This window comes from Paraburkholderia sp. (assembly GCF_034668105.1).
Taxonomy (GTDB): Bacteria; Pseudomonadota; Gammaproteobacteria; order Burkholderiales; family Burkholderiaceae; genus Paraburkholderia.
The window spans coordinates 1-16,873 of the sequence record NZ_JAXDPY010000230.1 but is presented as its reverse complement, the minus strand read 5'-3'; the positions used below and the strand labels follow the sequence as shown (position 1 = coordinate 16,873).

The following is a 16,873-nucleotide window of genomic DNA, read 5'->3' as shown; positions in this document are numbered from 1 at the left end:
TCGCGAGCGCGATTTTGCTGGCCGGCCTGTGCGTGCCGCTGCTGGCGGTCGGCCCGGTGGCTGAGCGCATGCAGGCGCGCCTCACCACCATCGTCAACCTCAACGACGACCAGAGCTACGCCGCGCGCAACGAGTTCTACGCAACCTTCGCGAAAACGGCCTTTACCGATGTCTCCGGCGAAGGCATGGGCGCAACCGGCACTTCCACCAAGCTCTCGAACGACGGCGGCCAGCTCGGCCAGTACGGCAACTTCGACAGCGGCGTGATGAACATCCCGTTCGTGCTCGGCTGGCCCGGCACCTTGCTGTACATGTCGGGCATCGTGTGGCTGGTGGTGCGCGCGGTGCTCGCGTCGTTCAAGCTGCGCAACGACAAATTCGTGTCCGCCTGCCTGAGTCTCAGCCTGGCCACTTTCGCGATGCTGGTGTTCACCAATTCGCTGGTCGGCACCGGCGGGCTGCTGCTTTTCATGAGTGTTTTTTCGATCCTTTCCGCGGTGCACTACGAAAAGATGAACCGCCCACGCACGCTATTTCTCCACGGAGGCACTGATTGAGAGTCGCCATTGTCACGCACGTCGTGCGCCATAACGACGGCCAGGGGCGCGTCAACCACGAGATTGCGCGCGCCGCCCTCGCCGAAAATATCGCGGTCACGCTGGTGGCGTCGCACGTCGCGGCGGATTTGCTCGCCCACCCGAACCTCCGCTGGGTGCCGATGAAGATCGGCAGGTGGTGGCCCACGAATCTGCTGCGCCAGCAGGTCTTCGCGTTCAGGAGCGCGCTGTGGCTGCGCGCCCATCGCCGCGAATACGACGTGCTGCACGTGAACGGCTTCATCACGTGGATGCCCGCCGACGTCAACACCTCGCATTTCGTGCATAGCGGCTGGTTCGGCAGCAAGTACTACCCGTTCGGACTCACCAAGGGCGTGTGGTCCGCGTATCAGTCGGTGTATACGCGCTGCAACGCGTGGCTCGAAGGCTGGGCTTACCGGCGCTCGAAGGTGATCACGGCGGTGTCGCAAAAGGTCGCCGATGAGATTCGCGCGATCGGCCTGACGCCGCATAACCGCGTCGACGTGATTTACAACGGCGTCGATACGCAAGGCTTCGCGGCCGCAACCGGCGAGCGCGCGAAATTCGGCTTGCCGGCGGACGCATTCCTGCTGCTGTTCGTCGGCGACCTGCGAACGCCGCGCAAAAACCTCGGCACGGTGTTGCAGGCGCTCAAGCATTTACCCGACCACGTGCAGATCGCGGTGGCCGGATTTCTGCCGGGCAGCCCGTATCCGGAAGAAGCGAAAGCGCTCGGCATTGCGCACCGCGTGCATTTTCTCGGGCTGGTGAAGGACATGCCGGTGCTGATGCATTCCGTCGACGCGTTCGTGTTCCCGTCGCGTTACGAAGCGATGAGCCTTTCGCTGCTCGAAGCGATGGCCGCGGGCTTGCCGGTCGTCACCGCGCGCACCGCGGGCGGCGCCGAGATCATCACGCCGGAATGCGGCATCGTGCTCGACGACCCGGACGATCCCAAGGCATTGGCCGGCGCCGTCGCGCGCCTCGCTGACAACGACGACGCGCGCCGCGCGATGGGCGTCGCCGCCAACGAACTTGCGACCGGCTTCGGCTGGGCCCGTATGGCCGCGCAGTACATCGCGCTGTACCGGCAATTGGCGGGGCAGCAGAAGGACCGCCGACGCAATGAGGCGGAAGCCTCGGCGGTCGCCAAGACCGATGCGTTGACGCTGAACACGCTGGCCGGGCAGAAGGGCGCGGAATGAATCCGCACCTTGATACCGGGCGCCGACGGGACCCGCACGTGAGCCAACGCGCGGAGCCGTTGACGAACCGCGTAGCCGAAACGGACAGCAATCCATCACCACCTTTAGAACGCACAGGGGTAACAAGCATGACGACGAGCTCAATCAAATCGCTGCAGATCGGGATGCATTGGTTTCCTGAGCGCGCGGGCGGCCTCGACCGCATGTATTACTCGCTGGTCGGCGCATTGCCGGGCGCGGGCGTCGCGGTGCGCGGCGTGGTGGCCGGCTCGCCGAAAGTCGCCGCGGATACCAACGGCGCGATCAACGGCTTCGGCTCGGCCGCGCAATCGCTGCCGCTGCGGCTGATGGCGGCACGCCGCGCGCTGCGCCAGGAGATCAGCACCTCGCGTCCCGACGTGATTTCGTCGCACTTCGCGCTGTACACGTTTCCGGGGCTCGACGTGACGCGCGGCATTCCGCAGGTGTCGCATTTTCAGGGACCGTGGGCCGACGAGAGCCATGTGGAAGGCGCCGATTCACTGGGCCAGCGCGCCAAGCGCTATCTGGAGCAATCGGTGTATGCGCGCTCGTCGCGGCTGATCGTTTTGTCGGAAGCCTTCGGCAAGATTCTGACTTCGCGTTATCGCATTTCACCGGAGCGCGTGCGCGTCGTGCCGGGCTGCGTGGATGTCGAGCAGTTCAATCTGCCGATCACACCCGCCGAGGCACGCCTCAAGCTGCAATTGCCGCAAGACCGGCCGATCGTGCTGGCGGTGCGGCGTCTGGTGCGCCGCATGGGTCTCGAGGATCTGATCGACGCGGTGAAGCTGCTCAAGCGCACCGAGCCCGATGTGCTGCTGCTGATCGCAGGCAAGGGGCGGCTCGAAGGCGAGCTGCAGGCACGCATCACCGAGGCCGGCCTCGAGGACAATGTGAAACTGCTGGGTTTCGTGCCCGATCAGCATCTGGCGGCCTTGTATCGCGCGGCGAATATCAGCGTGGTGCCGACGGTGGCGCTGGAAGGCTTCGGGCTGATTACCGTTGAGTCGCTGGCTTCCGGCACGCCCGTGCTGGTGACGCCGGTGGGCGGCTTGCCGGAAGCGGTAGCGGGGTTGTCGCCGAATCTGGTGCTGCCGGAGACGGGCGCGAAGGCGATTGCGGATGGTCTGGCGGGCGCGTTGAACGGCTCGCTAAAATTGCCGGATTCTGAGGCTTGCCGGCGCTATGCGCGTGAGCACTTCGACAACTCGGTGATCGCGAAACGGGTGGCGTCGGTGTATAGCGAGGCGATTGGGGCGGGTGGGGTGCATTGAGTGAATGGTCTAGCTGGGCGGCCGCGTTCAGGTGGCCCGGCTGCCTACGCCTTTGTCCTTTTTCAACTAAGTTAGCGTCAGCGCCGCGGCGAACGAATTTGTCGCTAACGCGCTAAGTTAGACGCCGTCGGCACAAAGTTTTGTCGTAATCCAGCTTAGTTGAGCATCGATTTGTCGTTTTTCAGCTTAACAAGAGTGTCCTGAAATCACCGGTCACGGGCGCAGGGCTTGCACCTGTTGAGGCGCAAGCCCCACGCGCCGTGACGCGGCGCGCAACGCCCCCGCTCAGAACGTCTCGTGATTCTCGTTCCTCGTCAGGTCCGCGTGAACCATCATGTGGCACAGTTGCTCAAGCGTCGTCTCCGGCTTCCAGCCAAGCTTCTCATGCGCCTTATTCGCGCAGCCGATCAGCAGGTCCACTTCCGCCGGGCGGTAGAACTTCGGATTCACACGCACCAGGGTCTTGCCGGTGGCGACGTCGATGCCGGTCTCCCGCTCCTCCTTGCCCGACCATTCAAGCTGATAGCCCGCGGCGGCGAACGCCATGCGCACGAAGTCGCGGACCGTCTCGGTGCGACCGGTGGCGAGCACGAAGGTGTCGGGTTCGTCGGCTTGCAGCATGCGCCACATGCCTTCCACGTATTCGAGCGCGAAGCCCCAGTCGCGCTTGGCGCTCAGGTTGCCGAGTTCCAGCACGTCCTGTTTGCCGAGCTTGATCTTCGCGACCGTGTCGGTGATCTTGCGTGTGACGAATTCGCGGCCCCGTAGCGGCGATTCGTGATTGAACAGAATCCCGCTGCTGGCAAACAGGTTGTACGACTCGCGATAGTTGATGGTCGACCAGTGCGCGAACAGCTTGGCCACGCCATACGGGCTGCGCGGATAGAACGGCGTGTCCTCGCGTTGCGGCACCGCCTGCACGAGGCCGAACATTTCCGACGTCGATGCCTGGTAGAAGCGTGTCTTCGGATTCAGAATGCGAATGCCTTCGAGCAGATTCAGTGCGCCGATGCCGGTGACTTCGGCGGTCGTGACGGGTTGATCGAAAGAGACGCCCACGAAGCTTTGCGCGGCGAGGTTGTACAGTTCATCGGCCTGCGCGCCTTCGAGCAGACGCAGCGTGGAGCCCAGATCGGTCAGATCATGTTCGACCAGACGCAGATTCGGATGGTCGAGCACGCCCAGTTCACGAATGCGCCAGAAGTTGACCGAACTCGTGCGCCGGTACGTGCCGGTCACGTGATAGCCCTTGTCGAGCAGCAGTTTGGTCAGATAGGCGCCGTCCTGTCCGGAGACGCCGGTGATGATCGCTTTGCGTGGCTGGCTCATGATCTGCCTTTGATATTGGTAAAAGAGAAAGAAAAGTGCACTTCAAAAAAGCGCTTCAAAGCGGCCCGTCCAGCAGTCGCCGCACCAGTGGCTCGACGACCTGAAAATCCTGTTCCGCCTTGAGCCGGTACAAGCCTGGCTTCGGATGCGCGCCGTCGGACATCAACGTCTTCCAGTCCGGCAGGTTGCTGACATACGCGAACTGATCGACGAGCGGCACCTGCTGTTCAGCGGCCACGCGGCGTGTCATCGCGACCATCGCGGCGAGCCGCGCATTGAGCCGGCTATCGAGCATCGGATTCGAGGTCTGCAGAACCGGCTCCTTGCCGAGCGCGCGGGCGGTCTTCACAAGCGTCGTTTCGGCCGCGTAAAACTGCTCGGGCGTCTGGTTCTGCATCACTTCGTTGATGCCGTAGTTGATCAACACGATCTTCGCGGACGAAGCGGCGAGCCGTTCCTGCCACGGTAGGCCGGCTGTCGGACCGGCGCGGCGATTGCCGGTGCCGTCGCGCAGCTGGCTGGCCATCGTGCCGCCCACGCCGTAGTTCGTGACGTGCACGCGCTCACCGTACCTGGCTTGCAATTCGTCCTGCAGATACGCCACGGCGTTTTGCGCCTGGGGTCCGCAGTGGCCGTTGCTGCAAGTGATACCGAGCGTGGTCGAATCGCCGTAGGCCTCCACCAGCACCTGCCTCGCGGCGGAGCTCGCCGCATATGCGTCGAATGCCAGTGCAGTCAGCACCGCCGCCGCAGCCGACACGCTAGCGGCGAACCACGCGCGGCGTCTCATGCGCGGCTTTGCGGCGCTTGCGACGCGCTTCCTGAAACATTGCCGGCGCTCGCCTCACCTTTGCCTGCCGAGCCGAAAATCAAACGCTTTTCGAACGCGAACCAGGTGATGCTGGCGTAGGCGATGGTGACCGCGAGCGCCAGCGCCGCGCTCAGATAGCGGTTCAGATGCAGCGGCCACAGCACGTACAGCACGCTCAGGTGGATCAGATAAATCGTGTAGCTGATGGTGCCGATATAGACCAGCACGGGGTTGCACAGCAGCCGTTTGACGATGCCCTTGCTTTGCAGGGCGATGACCACGACGGAAGTACAAAGCACCAACGAAACGCTGTAGAGCCCGGCATTCGACAGCGGTGTATTCGCCGCGCGAAATCGCGGGTAATGGAGATGCAGCCATGCAAGCACTGCCAGCGCGGCAAAAAAGCCGAGCACGGCGAGGCCCTTGAATGGCTCGAGAGCATGACGATCGCGCCGCACGGCGACCGCGAGCAGCGCGCCCGCCGCCAGCAGGTCCATGCGGAACGGCGTCAGGTAATAGATCGGCCAGAACGTGTCGAACCACGGCGTGGCGACCGCGCGCAAGACCGGCACCAGAATGATCAACGCGGCCGCCACGTAGCCGAGCGCGCGTTCGGGCAACAACAGGATCACGAACGGCCAGAAGATATAGAACTGCTCTTCAACGGCCAGCGACCACAGCACATTCAGGCTGTCGTGACCGCTCTGATTGAGCGCATCGCCGATATTGGTCGCGAACAACGCGTACCACTCCCAGTGCTGCGCCCAGCCGAAGCCGAACAGAATCGACGACACCACCATCAGCAGCAGATAAGGCGGCAGGATGCGCCGTGCGCGGCGTGCATAGAAATAGCCGAAATACGACTGCTGGCGCGCCTTGCGTTCGAGCAGGATGCCGGTGATCAGAAAGCCGCTCAAGACAAAGAACAGATCGACGCCCATCCACAGCGGCGCTTTCAGTGCGTGTTGCGCGAATACGGCAAGCACGGCGATGGCGCGCAAGCCGTCGAGCTGCACGATGCGGCGAGTGTGAGAAGGCGCTAAGGGCAGTGCGCTAGCAGTCATGAACCGTCCATGGTGTGAAGCGGATGAGCCGGGCGAAGGAGCGCGCGAGAGTCCTTGAGAACACGCACGCGCCAAGCCTCGCGTCGTAACGGAAGTGGATTCGATTCTAGGGAAAAGAAATTGATGAAAAAACGCTAATGAATTGGATAAGTGAATCAGATTGCAACAGGGTGTTTCATTACCTATTTGGAATGGATTTTTATGCTTGCGTCTTGAAGGTGTCGTAATGCGTAAGAAGTGCGGACCGTTGCTTGGCGCATCGGTAAGGATGGTCGATACGGCCAGGTAAGCCGCACGCGTTCAAGCCCATATTTCATTGATTCGATTTTTAAATCATTTTCTTTCACAACGCTTAAAGCGTCGAATATTTTTGAATTATTTTTGATTTTCGTTGCAGCATTTTTTCCGCGTAATGTGGGCCGTGAAAATTGGGTGCCAGGGTGGCGCCGGGATTGCGCATGTCTGATTGGAGGAATGACTTTGGTCCGTTTCACGTTCAAAAGCAGGATTGCTGTGCTCGCCTGTGCGGCCGGAATGACGGCGGCATCGGTCAGCTTCTCGGCGTCCGCGGAAACTGTGTTGAACGCGAAAAACTCCTGGATCGGCAATACCTTCGGTTTCGGCGACGGCACGTGGACGCAGATCAACATCACCGCGATTGCAGTGGCGCCCGACGGCAAGGTCTATACGAACGCGCCGTGGGATGAAAGCGGCGCCGAAGCGAGCGTGTACCAGAACGGCAAGATGCTCGGCTTCGCGGGGGGCACGCATGGTTGGGGCAACGGTGGCGGCAGCGCCATCGCCGTAAATCGTAAGTACGCGTTCGTGGCGATCGCGGTCGGCAACGAGAAGGGACATCTGGTCGAGCCGGGCGTATGGCCGGAGAAGGGCAAGCAATGGTTCGGCATTTCGCGTCGGCAGATCGCCGATCCGAAGCGCGCCGCGCCGTTCCAGCCGGCCGCGAAAAGCGCTGACCCGCATGCGCAACTGGCCGCCGGCTTTCTGATGATGAATGAAGTGCCGACCGGCACCAGCGCCGAGGTCGGCGGTTTGGCGGCGAACGACACCACGCTTTACGCGGCGAATACGGCGCGCGATCGCATCGAAGTGTATGGCACGGAATCGATGCAGCAGAAAACCACGTGGGTCGTGCACGAACCTGGCCGCATGGCGCTTGCCCCCGACGGCACGCTCTGGGTGTTGAGCGGCACGCGCAGCGACAAGGCTCCGCAAGTGGAGCACTACACCGCCGCGGGCAAGCGCATCGACGAAACGTTCGAGTTACCTGCCGGGACGATTGCGGTCGATATCGCCGTCACCGCACAAGGACGCGTTCTGCTCGCCGACAACGGCCCGCGTCAACAGGTGCTGTTCTTCAGCAGGAGCAACGGCCGTTACGCGGAGTCGGGCTCGCTCGGCGAACGCGGCGGGATTTTCAGCGGCACGCCTGGCAAGCCGGGTCCACGGCGTTTCAACGGTTTGACCGGCGTGGGCGTGGATGCACGCGGCAACGTCTATGTGTCGACCAACGGCGTCGGTCCGCGCTACGACCCGATCGGTGCGGGCCTCGGCGCCACGCTCGAAAGCTATGCAGCCGACGGCAAGCAGAACTGGCAGGTGCAAGGCTTGTTGTTCGTCGACGGTGCATGGATCGATCCGTCACGTCCGGATAGCGTCTATACCGGCAACAAACGCTTCGATCTCGATCTTTCGAAGCCCGCCGGGCAGGACTGGAAATACGCGGGTTTTCTGTCGAACCGTTTCAAGTACCCCGACGACCCTGTGTTTCACACCGATCAATATCCCGGCTTGCCGATCGCCCGCAAGCTGAAGGGCCACACGTTCCTGTATCTGACGGACATGTACGCGGACCACCTGAAGATCTATCGCTTCGACCCGCAACACGACGGCGAAACAGCGATTCCGTCGGGCTTCATCGCTGGACGTGAACGCGCGGTGGCCAAGGTGCCGAACGCGCCGCCAGGTGGCGACTGGATCTGGCGCGATGCGAACGGCGACGGCAAGTTCGACACCGGCGAGTTCACGCTCAACACGAGCGGCACGAAGCTCGCGGGCGGCTGGGGCTGGTGGGTCGATAGCGCGGGCGATATCTGGCGCACGCGGGACAACAAGGGCATCTATCGATTCCGCTTCGGCGGTCTGGATGCGAAGGGCAATCCCGTCTACTCGTATTCGAACCTGACGCAATACCCGGTACCGCAGCCGTTCACCGAACTGCATCGCGCGATCTACGAGCCCGATACCGACACGATGTACGTGACCGGCTACACGCCCGATACGCCGTCCGATAGGGGCTTCTGGAAAGAGGTGGGCCGCGTGCTGGTGCGCTACGACAAATGGTCGAGCGGCAATCCGGTGCAGCGCTATTCGATCACGCTGCCGTGGACCACGCAGAGCAAACCCATCGCCACGATCATCGGCCTCACGGTCGAAGGGCAATACATCTTCGGCGTCGAACCGGTGGGCGCGGTGCATGTGTGGGACAAGAACAGCGGCCGCGAGCTCGGCGTGATCCGTCCAGGCCCGGAAGTGGGCCGCGCGTCGGGCTGGGTCGACGTGCCCAACGGCATCAGCGCCGCGAAGCGCGGCAATGGCGAGTATCTCGTGTTCGTCGAAGAGGACGCCCGCGGGAAAGTGATGATGTATCGCTGGAAGCCTTGAAGACGTGGGCGACGTGAAACAAGCGACGTGAAGTTTTATCCGCATTAGAGGCAACTAAGCAGGCAACTAAGCAGGCAACTAAGCAGGCAACTGAGCCAGGCAACTGGATTAACCCAAGGCATCCGATGGACAAAGGCATTCTCAAGAACGTAGCGATCAACTTCTTCGGGCTGGTGCTGCCGACTTTCGTCTCGCTCGTGACCGTGCCGTCGTATATCAAGCTGCTCGGTGTCGAGCGCTACGGCGTGATCAGTCTCGTGTGGACCTTGATCGGCTACTTCGGGATTCTCGATCTCGGCATGAGCATGGCCGCGCAGAATCACATCTCGAAGGCGCGCGCCTCGGGCAACCAGGGCGAGAGCGCGCGGGTGTTCTGGAGCGCCACGTGGCTCAATCTCGCGACCGGTATCGCCGGCGGTTTGATCATCTATTTCGGCGCGTTTCTGTACACCGCGTATTTCACCAAGGTGTCGCCCGAACTGCAGCATGAGGTCTATATGGCGCTGCCGTGGCTCGCGGTGGCGATTCCGATTGCCAATGTGTCGTGGGTGTTCGCCGGCGCGATCAACGGCGCGGAACGCTTTGGCGTCTACAACACCAACCAGACAATCGGCACCTTTCTGTTCCAGTTGCTGCCGCTCGGCGCGGCGCTCTGGCTGGGGGCGACCTTGCAGAACGTGCTCGCCGCCGCGGTGTTCGCACGGATTCTGGCCGCGATCCTGCTCGGCCGTTCCGCGCTGAAAGTGCTGGAGATTCGCCGCATTCTGCCGCCGCAGCTCGGCGTGGCGAGGGGATTGTTCAACTTCGGCGGCTGGATGCTGATTGCGAGCGTCACCACCATGATCGCCGACTCGCTCGATCGCGTGATGCTCGGCACGAGTCTCGGCGCGCGGTTCGTCACGTATTACACGGTGCCGCAGAACCTCGTGACGCGTTTGAACATCGTACCCACCGCGATTGTCCGCACGCTGTTTCCGCGCCTGTCGGCCGTGAGCCGCGCGGATGCGGACACCATCACGCAGCAGTCGCTCGAATTTCTCAATGGCGTGTTCACGCCGGTCGCACTGGTTGCGATGCTGGTGCTCGAGCCGTTCCTGCATCTGTGGGTCGGCAATGAAATCGCCACCGTCGCGGCCCCGGTCGGGCGAATCATGATCGTCGCCGTGTGGCTCGTCGGCCAGGCGAACGTCACGCGGATTCTGATCCAGTCGCAGGTCAATCCGGCCACCGCCGCGCGCGTCGGTTTGTTCGAATTGCCCTTGTTCGCAGGGGCGTTGTGGCTCGGCATCAGCCATTTCGGTTTGACCGGCGCGGCGATCGCCGTGGCCGGCCGGGCCCTGTTCGATTACGCGGTGTTGCTGCGACTGTCGGCGATTCGCGCGCGCCAGATCGCGCTCGACATGCTCGCCCACCTGGTTTTTCTGCTGGCCAGCCTGTGGCTTGCCAGCTTCCTGCCGAGTCTCGCTGTGGCGATCGTCGCCGGCCTGTTGATGGTGGGCGCGAATGTCGCCTGGTCGATCACGATGACACCCGCCTTGCGCGATCTGGCGCGTTCACTGCTGTTGCGACTGAATCCGAGGAAAAGCGCATGAACCACGAAGTCCTTGAAGAAGCCGTGCTGCAACCCGCGACGCGCAGCGCACTGGACGAACTCACCACCGTTCCCGGCGTGCAGGCGCCGCCGCGCCGCACGGCGCTGCGCAGCGACAAGACGGTGCGCATCGCGATCGTGCACGACTGGCTCGTCACCTATGCGGGCGCCGAGAAAGTACTCGAGCAGATCGTCGCGTGCTTTCCGGACGCCGACCTGTTCAGCCTCGTCGATTTTCTCGACGACCGCAGTTTTCTGCGCGGCAAGCCGGTGACGACCTCGTTCATTCAGAACTTGCCGCTTGCGCGCACCAAGTACCGCACGTATCTGCCCTTGATGCCGCTCGCGATCGAGCAGCTCGACGTGTCGGCCTACGACGTGGTGATTTCGAGCAGTCATGCCGTTGCGAAAGGGATTCTCACCGGCCCCGACCAGGTGCATATCAGCTACGTGCATTCGCCGATCCGCTATGCGTGGGATCTGCAGCACCAGTACCTGCAACAGTCGAAGCTGACCGCCGGGCTGAAGTCCGCGATGGCGCGGCTGATTCTGCACTACATCCGCAACTGGGACATCCGCACGTCGAACTCAGTGGACGGCTTTGTCGCGAACTCCGACTTCATTGCGCGGCGCATCAAAAAGGTTTATCAGCGCGACGCGCAGGTGATCTTTCCGCCCGTGGATGTCGAAGCATTTTCGCTCTGCACCGACAAGGACGATTTCTATCTGACCGCCTCGCGGATGGTGCCGTACAAGAAGATCGACCTGATCGTCGAGGCGTTCGCACGGATGCCGGAGCGCAAGCTGGTGGTGATCGGCGACGGCCCCGACATGCAGAAGATTCGCGCGAAGGCGGGGCCGAATGTCGAGATCATGGGTTACCAGCCGTTCAAGGTGCTCAAGGAAAAGATGAGCCGCGCGAAAGCGTTCGTGTTCGCGGCTGAAGAGGACTTCGGCATTTCAGTGGTCGAGGCGCAGGCGTGCGGCACGCCGGTGATTGCCTATGGCAAGGGCGGGGCGCTTGAAACCGTGCGCGATCTGTCGGAGCCGCGGCCCACCGGCATGTTCTTCGACGAGCAGGACGCCGAGTCGATCGTCGCCGCGGTCGAGCGTTTCGACGATCACATGCAGCGCTTTTCGCCGGTGGATTGCCGCGCGAACGCCGAGCAATTTTCCGCCGCGAATTTCCGCGAACGTTTCTTCGCGCATGTGCGGGCTTCGGTGCCGGCATTGCGCTCGGCGAAGCTGCCGCCGTACGTCCCCTACAAGGCGGAGGCGGGCGCCAACGCGCCGCGCATTCTTGCCGTCGACCAGAGCGGTGTGCTCGGCGGTGCGGAGTTATCGCTGCTGGAAATCGTTAAAGCATTGCGCTCGCGCGTTGAAGTCGTGCTGTTCGATGATGGCCCATTCCGCACGGCGCTCGCCGAGGCGGGCGTGAGCGTCAACGTGCTGGACGCCGGCGCATTGCGCAACGTCCGCAAGCAGGGCGGCTCGTTGCCCAAGGGGCAGGCGCTCAAAGGCCTGATGTCGCTCGTGCGCGCGACCGCCAAACGCGCGCGCAACGCCGAGGTGATCTACGCGAACACCCAGCGCGCGATGGTGATCGGCGTGATTGCCGGCAAGCTCGCGAGACGGCCGGTGGTCTGGCATCTGCGCGACATCGTGAGTGCCGAGCATTTCGGCGGCAAGCAGCTGGCGATCATCAAGTGGTGCGCGCGTCTCGGCCTCAGCCATGTGATCGCCAATTCGGCGGCCTCCGCGCGTGCCTTCGCGGAACTCACGCGCTTCGACGAAAAGCGCATCGACGTGGTGTTCAACGGCATTTCTTCCGCACCGTTCGACGCCTTGCGCACCGTTCCACAAGCGGCGCTGCGCCGGCGCCTGAACCTGCCGCAGGACGCGTTTCTGGTCGGCTCGTTCAGCCGCCTCGCGCGCTGGAAAGGGCAACATGTGCTGCTCGAGGCGATGGTTCTCAATCCGCACATGCATGCGGTGCTGGTCGGCGCGCCGCTGTTCGGCGAGGACGCGTACGAGATCGAATTGCATGCTTTCGTGGCCGCGCACAACCTCGGCGGCCGGGTCCATTTCCTCGGTTTTCAACACGACATTCCGGCTTGTATGTGCGCGGTCGACGCGGTCGTCCATACGTCGATCACGCCGGAGCCGTTCGGCCGCGTGATCGTCGAGGGCATGCTGGCGCAGCGGCCGGTGGTGGCGGCACGCGCGGGCGGTGTTCTGGAGATCATCGACGATTACGAGAACGGCGTGCTGTGCACGCCCGCCGACGCACACGGTCTCGCCGACACGCTCGCCGAATTGCGTTCGAATGACGATCTGCGTAACAGACTGGTCAGGAACGGCTATCAGACGGCGCTGAGCCGGTTCGGCACCGCAACCTATGTGGAAGGCGTCGAGCGGATTCTGAAGCGTGTGGCGGGGCGTTAGGGCGCCCAGGCGGGCGCTTGAGCGAAGTGATTTAACGCGGGGTAGGCAGGGGCTCGGCCGGTTCCTGTCGTTGGCGCAGCGGAGCGAACGTCCTGTGGACCTTCGCTCCGTTTTTTTATCGCGCCGTGCTCAGGCTTGCTTCACAGCGCCTTTCGGCTTGAAACTCGCCGACCACTTCATCGCCGGCAGTTCAACCAGCCGGTAGAACACATAGGCGACCGGCACGGCCACCAGCATGTAAGCAAACGACGGCCAGATCGACATCTGCAGCGACGAGCGGAACAGGATCGACGATAGCAGCACGAAGATCGGCAGATGGATCAGATACAGCGAAAAGCTGAAGTCGCCGAAACGTGACAACAGACGCACACCCGGCGTATCCGCATTGCGGCGCTCCAGCGCCTTGTACAGGTAGAACGCGAATCCGACCGCCCAGAACTGGAACGCACCGTACTGTCCGAAATGAAATGCCGCGCAGCCGAGCGCGATGAACCCCGCGGCGAGTACGTAGAGCCAGACCGGCGAGGGGGGCGCATCCGGCGCGGTACGGGCCTTCGCATCCGCGATCCAGGCGCCGAGCGTCCACGAAAACCAATAGGACGTGAAGAACTGGATATCGTGGCGCTCCAGCACATAAGCGGAGACGACATTGACCAGGGCGACGATCGCCAGCACGGAAGTCATGCCCAGACGCCGGCGCAGCGCGAACAACAGCGGATAAATCGCATAAAACTGCACTTCGAGCGATAGCGTCCACAGCGCGCCGTTCGACCCATACGTGTGGCCCGCCACGCCTTGCAGCGAAAACAGATTGACGAGGAACGCCTGCAGGCCGATCTCACGGATCTTGTGGTTGACCGGCGGCAACTGCAAGCTGACCCAGTCGAGTGCCAAGGTCAGCACGAGCGCCGCGAGCAACACCGGATAAATGCGCGCGAAACGGCGCACCCAGAAATTGCCGGTGTCGAGCCGGTAGTCAGGATTTTTTGCAAGCCGCAGCGCGCCGCCGCGGTGAATGCAATAGCCGCTGATCACGAAGAAAATCGGCACACCGGCCGAGCCCCACGCAATCGGAAACGTCAGATAGGCGGCAATCGTACTCAAGTTGAAAGAGTGGCCGACGCTTTGGTGAAAGCTTTGCATGCCCACCCATTCCACCTGCCGGCAATGAAAATACGCGACCAGCAGCGCGGCGAAGCCCCGCATGGCATCGATCACATGTTCCTTGCCGGCGCTGTCGGCGCGCGCTTCGCTCTGCGCGCGCGGCGCGGCGGCCGGTCGTGACGGGGAGAGGGGCAGGGATGAGCCGGCGGCATCCAGTGCTGAGTCGCTCATGCGCGGTCCTTAATCTGACGGAGGAAAAAGCGTATTGCGGGCGCACTGTACGCGCCCGCGGTGCATGACATGCTAGTGCACCGCAGCGGCAAAAAATCGATAAAAAATTACCTTGCGAATGGAATTGAATAGCAATTTTGTGACGAATTGTAATTGCGTATATGTACTTGCCGCAGCGAATTATTTGCCGGTTTTGTCGTGCTAATTTAAAGCACGGATTCTCTCTTGACCCGAGGTGAAGTCATGAACCTGCATCTACTCGCCGGCATTGCCGTGCTGCTGTTCCTGGTCGCTGCCTCCGCCTACCGGGAGGCGCTGCGCAACGAACCGATCCGCCGTTTTCGCATCAACCCGGCCAAGCTGCCGCAAGTCGACGAGAATGAATGAGCGGCGCCGCATAGCACCTGAACGCGGCCACGGTTCGCAGCGTGATGTGTTCAGACGCTATCCGCGCTCCGCTTCGCCGGACACGTAAAATTTTCGGAATTGCTGAAAACAATTCATTCTCGATACGTAATTGTTTCCTAATAACGCTCACCATCTGGGGATATTGAAAGCGAATCGAATTATTTGCTCAAATCGATAAAAATCAAGCGTGAAACGGATTGATTTTTTTGTTAGCCTTTTCGGCGACATCGATTGGCCGCCAGGCCCGCGACACATTAACTTCTAACCGATGTGGGAATGCCTACCATGCTGAAAGTCACCAAAGCCGTGTTTCCCGTAGCGGGCCTCGGGACACGATTCCTGCCGGCTACCAAAGCAAGCCCGAAGGAAATGCTGCCCATCGTCGACAAGCCGCTGATTCAATACGCCGTTGAAGAAGCGATTGCCGCCGGCATCACTGAGATGATCTTCGTGACGGGCCGCAGCAAGCGCGCCATCGAAGATCATTTCGACAAATCCTACGAGATCGAAGCGGAACTCGAAGCGCGCAACAAGCAGAAACTGCTCGACCTCGTGCGCAGCATCAAGCCGGCCAATGTGGACTGCTTCTATGTGCGCCAGGCTGAAGCGCTCGGTCTCGGTCACGCGGTGCTGTGCGCGGAGAAACTGGTGGGCGAGAGCCCGTTCGCCGTGATTCTGGCTGACGACTTGCTGCACAGCTCGAAGCCGGTGATGAGCCAGCTCGTCGACACCTTCAACCACTATCACAGCTCGGTGATCGGCGTTGAAACCATCGCGCGCGAAGACAGCCGTTCGTACGGCGTGGTGGATGGCCGCGAGTGGGAAGACAATGTGATCAAGCTGTCGGGCATTGTCGAAAAGCCGGCGCCGGATAAGGCGCCGTCGAACCTCGGCGTGGTGGGGCGCTATGTGCTGATGCCGACCATCTTCAAGCATATCCGCGCGCTGAAGCCGGGTGCGGGCGGTGAACTGCAATTGACCGATGCGGTGCAGTCACTGCTGACTGAAGAGCAGGTGCTCGCGTATCGCTACTTCGGCACGCGTTTCGATTGCGGCAGCAAGCTCGGCTATCTGAAGGCGACGGTGGAATTCGCGCTGCGTCATCCGGAAGTGAAGGCGGATTTCGAGGCGTATCTGCAAACGTATCTGCAGGCGAATATGCAGGCAAGGGTGCCAGCTGAGTATACGGCTGAAGCGGCTTAAGAGGCCAGAGGCCAAGTCCCTCAGGTCCCAAATGCTTCGAATGACTGGCGGCGGGACTCGCTTTCCTGGCTTACGGTTCAGACTCGATCGCTGAATTCAGGGCTCTTCGTCAGAAGAGCCCTGCGCGCATTTCACGAAGCCTTGTAACGGCGATGGCGCGGCCTGTTGAATCTAATCCACGCTCGGCTACCGGTATTCGTCAATCTCGATTGTGCCGCCGAGAGAGTCCATCATTTGTCGGATGTCGTCAGGTACATCCGGTGTGCGGTGACCCGAGGGAGCAAACCAGAAGCAGGAGAAGCGCACTGTCGCTCCGGCTTGCTGGACGATTTCCCTGAGGCCCTCACGGGGCAAGCCAAGGCGGCTCACAAGATATCGAAAATGCGGGGCCAGCAAGTTACTTTCTATTGCGAGCTCACTGCTTACGCCCCATACACCGGTTTTCCCCAAGGCCTTGCTTGCTTTGCCCGATGGCAGCATGAAAGGCCGCCCTTTAACGATCGTGGTGTCGGGGAATACCTGAAAATAGTCCGTCCAGAAATCTGGCACCACCGTGTCTCCGGATATCAGGAAGGATGCATAGGCTCCAGCGTCTGCGCTCGATGGTGAAGATGGCTCATGGTGCATAGTCGTGAATACTGTCCTCAAATATCCGGCCGTTGAATTCCACATTTCCATTATCGTGAAAGATGCTGTTATCCGCCGGTCCAAGGCCGTTGGCGTCTTTAAATTTGTGCAGCATCGCTCCAAACGTTTTGTAGTCGTAGCCAAGCATTTTGGCCGCGAACCGTGGATTGTTAGTGCTGGCCGCCAGTTCTTCAGCGTCTGCGTTCACAACCTCCGGTATGTACCGAAACGGTTGTGCAGCCCCGAGCGGAATTCGGTCCATGTTGGCTGTACTGTCAAACGCCGACCATGACTGCGCGC

Annotated in this window: 13 protein-coding genes and 2 pseudogenes; 8 read left to right on the top strand and 7 right to left on the bottom strand. The window is 61.7% G+C overall.

Annotated elements, in window-relative coordinates; all coding sequences use genetic code 11:
- From QOC89_RS10860 to QOC89_RS10850, 3 genes and pseudogenes are all read left to right on the top strand, one after another.
- A pseudogene (locus QOC89_RS10860) lies at positions 1–557 on the top strand (glucose-6-phosphate isomerase); the annotation flags it as partial.
- Positions 554–1,783, top strand: coding sequence for a glycosyltransferase family 4 protein (locus QOC89_RS10855; protein WP_323045009.1), 1,230 nt, complete (start codon positions 554–556; stop codon positions 1,781–1,783). The pseudogene QOC89_RS10860 and the gene QOC89_RS10855, both read left to right, overlap by 4 nt.
- A 128-nt stretch (positions 1,784–1,911) precedes the next feature.
- Positions 1,912–3,078, top strand: a complete 1,167-nt coding sequence (locus tag QOC89_RS10850) for a glycosyltransferase family 4 protein (RefSeq protein ID WP_323045008.1) — start codon at positions 1,912–1,914, stop codon at positions 3,076–3,078.
- 285 nt (positions 3,079–3,363) lie between these two features.
- Here QOC89_RS10850 and gmd read toward each other — a convergent pair whose 3' ends face one another.
- The 4 genes from gmd to QOC89_RS10830 all read right to left on the bottom strand — a co-directional run bounded on the left by gmd (position 3,364) and on the right by QOC89_RS10830 (position 6,890).
- Positions 3,364–4,407 (bottom strand): GDP-mannose 4,6-dehydratase, encoded by a 1,044-nt coding sequence (gene gmd, locus QOC89_RS10845; protein WP_323045007.1) that lies wholly within the window; start codon positions 4,405–4,407, stop codon positions 3,364–3,366.
- A 55-nt stretch (positions 4,408–4,462) separates the two neighbouring features.
- On the bottom strand, positions 4,463–5,197 hold the full coding sequence (locus QOC89_RS10840) for an SGNH/GDSL hydrolase family protein (RefSeq protein WP_323045006.1): 735 nt from the start codon (positions 5,195–5,197) through the stop codon (positions 4,463–4,465).
- Positions 5,194–6,282, bottom strand: coding sequence for an acyltransferase (locus QOC89_RS10835; protein WP_323045005.1), 1,089 nt, complete (start codon positions 6,280–6,282; stop codon positions 5,194–5,196). Before QOC89_RS10835 ends, QOC89_RS10840 begins: the two co-directional genes overlap by 4 nt.
- Before the next feature lie 182 nt (positions 6,283–6,464).
- Entirely contained in the window at positions 6,465–6,890 is a 426-nt protein-coding gene (locus QOC89_RS10830; RefSeq protein ID WP_323045011.1) for a hypothetical protein, read from the bottom strand.
- Between QOC89_RS10830 and QOC89_RS10825 the strand changes: the two genes are divergently transcribed.
- The 3 genes from QOC89_RS10825 (at position 6,817) to QOC89_RS10815 (ending at position 13,000) form a co-directional block, all read left to right on the top strand.
- Entirely contained in the window at positions 6,817–8,964 is a 2,148-nt protein-coding gene (locus QOC89_RS10825) for a hypothetical protein (RefSeq protein ID WP_323045010.1), read from the top strand. The two genes, QOC89_RS10830 and QOC89_RS10825, sit on opposite strands and share 74 nt — an antisense overlap.
- A gap of 125 nt (positions 8,965–9,089) precedes the next feature.
- Complete coding sequence (locus QOC89_RS10820; protein ID WP_323045004.1) at positions 9,090–10,556, top strand: flippase; 1,467 nt, start codon at positions 9,090–9,092, stop codon at positions 10,554–10,556.
- Complete coding sequence (locus QOC89_RS10815; RefSeq protein ID WP_323045003.1) at positions 10,553–13,000, top strand: glycosyltransferase family 4 protein; 2,448 nt, start codon at positions 10,553–10,555, stop codon at positions 12,998–13,000. Before QOC89_RS10820 ends, QOC89_RS10815 begins: the two co-directional genes overlap by 4 nt.
- Positions 13,001–13,129: 129 nt before the next feature.
- On the opposite strand, the gene QOC89_RS10810 is transcribed toward QOC89_RS10815, so the two are convergent.
- Positions 13,130–14,335, bottom strand: a complete 1,206-nt coding sequence (locus QOC89_RS10810) for an acyltransferase (protein WP_323045002.1) — start codon at positions 14,333–14,335, stop codon at positions 13,130–13,132.
- Positions 14,336–14,578: 243 nt separating this feature from the next.
- Here QOC89_RS10810 and QOC89_RS10805 point away from each other — a divergent pair, with 243 nt between their 5' ends.
- The gene (locus QOC89_RS10805) at positions 14,579–14,722 is read left to right on the top strand and encodes a hypothetical protein (RefSeq protein WP_179731695.1); all 144 of its coding nucleotides are present in this window, start codon (positions 14,579–14,581) and stop codon (positions 14,720–14,722) included.
- 306 nt (positions 14,723–15,028) lie between these two features.
- On the top strand, positions 15,029–15,946 hold the full coding sequence (galU, locus tag QOC89_RS10800; RefSeq protein WP_323045001.1) for a UTP--glucose-1-phosphate uridylyltransferase GalU: 918 nt from the start codon (positions 15,029–15,031) through the stop codon (positions 15,944–15,946).
- Positions 15,947–16,132: 186 nt separating this feature from the next.
- On the opposite strand, the gene QOC89_RS10795 is transcribed toward galU, so the two are convergent.
- Positions 16,133–16,498: a DUF4279 domain-containing protein gene (locus tag QOC89_RS10795; RefSeq protein ID WP_323045000.1), complete on the bottom strand. Its 366-nt coding sequence runs from the start codon at positions 16,496–16,498 to the stop codon at positions 16,133–16,135.
- Between the two features lie 64 nt (positions 16,499–16,562).
- Positions 16,563–16,873 (bottom strand): annotated as a pseudogene (locus QOC89_RS10790) (hypothetical protein); the annotation flags it as partial.

Excerpts from the sequence above, each read along its gene's own strand:
- gmd (WP_323045007.1), bottom strand. The coding sequence starts at position 4,407 with ATGAGCCAGCCACGCAAAGCGATCATCACCGGCGTCTCCGGACAGGAC.
- QOC89_RS10840 (WP_323045006.1), bottom strand. The coding sequence starts at position 5,197 with ATGAGACGCCGCGCGTGGTTCGCCGCTAGCGTGTCGGCTGCGGCGGCG.
- galU (WP_323045001.1), top strand. The coding sequence starts at position 15,029 with ATGCTGAAAGTCACCAAAGCCGTGTTTCCCGTAGCGGGCCTCGGGACA.
- QOC89_RS10810 (WP_323045002.1), bottom strand. The coding sequence starts at position 14,335 with ATGAGCGACTCAGCACTGGATGCCGCCGGCTCATCCCTGCCCCTCTCC.
- QOC89_RS10815 (WP_323045003.1), top strand. The coding sequence starts at position 10,553 with ATGAACCACGAAGTCCTTGAAGAAGCCGTGCTGCAACCCGCGACGCGC.
- QOC89_RS10820 (WP_323045004.1), top strand. The coding sequence starts at position 9,090 with ATGGACAAAGGCATTCTCAAGAACGTAGCGATCAACTTCTTCGGGCTG.
- QOC89_RS10805 (WP_179731695.1), top strand. The coding sequence starts at position 14,579 with ATGAACCTGCATCTACTCGCCGGCATTGCCGTGCTGCTGTTCCTGGTC.
- QOC89_RS10825 (WP_323045010.1), top strand. The coding sequence starts at position 6,817 with ATGACGGCGGCATCGGTCAGCTTCTCGGCGTCCGCGGAAACTGTGTTG.
- QOC89_RS10835 (WP_323045005.1), bottom strand. The coding sequence starts at position 6,282 with ATGACTGCTAGCGCACTGCCCTTAGCGCCTTCTCACACTCGCCGCATC.
- QOC89_RS10850 (WP_323045008.1), top strand. The coding sequence starts at position 1,912 with ATGACGACGAGCTCAATCAAATCGCTGCAGATCGGGATGCATTGGTTT.